Here is a 2811-nt window from a genome sequence, read left to right on the forward strand (position 1 = left end):
CCTCCCTCCTCCCCACCACGACCACCCACCCCGACCTGCCCACCTACGCCTTCCAGACCGAGCGCTACTGGCCGCAGCCCGACCTCTCCGCCGCCGGTGACATCACCTCCGCCGGTCTCGGGGCGGCCGAGCACCCGCTGCTCGGCGCGGCCGTGGCGCTCGCGGACTCCGACGGCTGCCTGCTCACGGGGAGCCTTTCCCTCCGTACGCACCCCTGGCTGGCGGACCACGCGGTGGCCGGCACCGTGCTGCTGCCGGGAACGGCGTTCGTGGAGCTGGCGTTCCGCGCCGGGGACCAGGTCGGTTGCGATCTGGTCGAGGAGCTCACCCTCGACGCGCCGCTCGTCCTGCCCCGTCGCGGCGCGGTCCGCGTACAGCTGTCCGTCGGCGCGAGCGACGAGTCCGGGCGCCGCACCTTCGGGCTCTACGCGCACCCGGAGGACGCGCCGGGCGAGGCTGAGTGGACGCGGCACGCCACCGGTGTGCTGGCCGCCCGTGCGGACCGCACCGCCCCCGTCGCCGACCCGGAGGCCTGGCCGCCGCCGGGCGCCGAACCGGTGGACGTGGAGGGCCTGTACGAGCGCTTCGCGGCCAGCGGCTACGGCTACGGCCCTCTCTTCCAGGGCGTCCGTGGTGTCTGGCGGCGTGGCGACGAGGTGTTCGCCGACGTGGCCCTGCCGACCGAGGTCGCCGGTGCCGAGGGCGCGCGGTTCGGCCTTCACCCGGCGCTGCTCGACGCCGCCGTGCAGGCGGCCGGTGCGGGCGGGGCCTTCGGCGAGGGCACGCGGCTGCCGTTCGCCTGGAGCGGGATCTCCCTGTACGCGGTCGGCGCCACCGCCCTCCGCGTGCGGCTGGCCCCCGCCGGCCCGGACACGGTGTCCGTGAGCGCCGCCGACGCCTCCGGGCAGCCGGTGTTCGCCGCGGACTCCCTCACGGTGCTGCCCGTCGACCCCGCGCAGCTGGCGGCCTTCAGCGACCCGACGCCGGACTCGCTGCACCTGCTGGAGTGGACCGCCTGGGACGGTGCCGCGCAGGCCCTGCCCGGCGCGGTCGTGCTGGGCGGCGACGCCGACGGCCTCGCCGCGGCGCTGCGCGCCGGTGGCACCGAGGTCCTGTCCTTCCCGGACCTCGCCGCCCTGGTGGCGGCCGTCGACCGGGGCGAGACCCCGGCCCCGGCGACCGTCCTGGTGGCCTGCCCCGCCCCCGGCCCCGGTGGGCCGGAGCATGTCCGCGAGGCCCTGCACGGGTCGCTCGCGCTGATGCAGGCCTGGCTGGCCGACGAGCGGTTCACCGATGCGCGCCTGGTGCTCGTGACCCGCGACGCGGTCGCCGCCCGTTCCGGCGACGGCCTGCGGTCGACGGGACAGGCCGCCGTCTGGGGCCTCGGCCGGTCCGCGCAGACGGAGAGTCCGGGCCGGTTCGTCCTGCTCGACCTCGCAGGGGAAGGCCGGACGACAGGGGAAGGCCGGACGACAGGGGAAACCCGGAATGCAGGGGACGCCACCGCCGGAGACGCCGCCCTCGGCAGCACCCTCGCGACCGCCCTCGGCTCGGGCGAGCCGCAGCTCGCCCTCCGGGACGGCGCGCTCCTCGTACCCCGCCTGGCGCGGGCCGCCGCGCCCGCCGCGGCCGACGGCCTCGCCGCTCTGCCGCTGCCCGCCGCTCCGGCCCTCTGGCGCCTGGAGCCCGGTACGGACGGCAGCCTGGAGAGCCTCACGGCGACGCCCGGCGACGCCGAGACCCTCGCCCCGGAGCCGCTCGGCCCGGGACAGGTCCGCATCGCGATCCGGGCCACCGGTCTCAACTTCCGCGACGTCCTGATCGCCCTCGGCATGTACCCCGATCCGGCGCTGATGGGCACCGAGGGCGCCGGTGTGGTCACCGCGACCGGCCCCGGCGTCACGCACCTCGCCCCCGGCGACCGGGTCATGGGCCTGCTGTCCGGCGCGTACGCCCCGGTCGTCGTGGCGGACGCGCGGACCGTCGCGCGGATGCCCGCGGGGTGGACGTTCGCCCAGGGCGCCTCCGTGCCGGTGGTGTTCCTGACGGCCGTCTACGCCCTGCGCGACCTGGCGGACGTCAAGCCTGGCGAACGCCTCCTGGTCCACTCCGCCGCCGGTGGCGTGGGCATGGCCGCCGTGCAGCTCGCCCGGCACTGGGGCGTGGAGGTCCACGGCACGGCGAGTCACGGGAAGTGGGACGCCCTGCGCGCCCTCGGCCTGGACGACGCGCACATCGCCTCCTCCCGCACCCTGGACTTCGAGTCCGCGTTCCGTGCCGCTTCCGGCGGGGCGGGCATGGACGTCGTACTGAACTCGCTCGCCCGCGAGTTCGTCGACGCCTCGCTGCGCCTGCTCGGACCGGGCGGCCGGTTCGTGGAGATGGGGAAGACCGACGTCCGCGACGCGGAGCGGGTCGCCGCCGACCACCCCGGTGTCGGCTACCGCGCCTTCGACCTCGGCGAGGCCGGGCCGGAGCGGATCGGCGAGATGCTCGCCGAGGTCATCGCCCTCTTCGAGGACGGGGTGCTCCGGCACCTGCCTGTCACGACCTGGGACGTGCGCCGGGCCCGCGACGCCTTCCGGCACGTCAGCCAGGCCCGCCACACGGGCAAGGTCGTCCTCACGATGCCGTCGGGGCTCGCCCCGGAGGGCACGGTCCTGCTGACCGGCGGCACCGGTGCGCTGGGTGGCATCGTGGCCCGGCACGTGGTGAGCGAGTGGGGCGTGCGGCGTCTCCTGCTCGTGAGCCGCCGGGGCACGGATGCCCCGGGCGCCGGCGAGCTCGTGCGTGAGCTGGAGGCCCTGGGGG

General features: G+C 76.9%; 1 protein-coding gene. It reads left to right on the forward strand.

All coding sequences use genetic code 11. From position 1 onward, the window contains the following. A partial coding sequence (locus tag SGA01_RS40610; protein WP_141303442.1) for a SpnB-like Rossmann fold domain-containing protein occupies positions 1 to 2811 on the forward strand: 2811 nt, incomplete at both ends.

The organism is Streptomyces gardneri (genome assembly GCF_006539185.1).
GTDB classification, from domain to species: domain Bacteria; phylum Actinomycetota; class Actinomycetes; order Streptomycetales; family Streptomycetaceae; genus Streptomyces; species Streptomyces gardneri.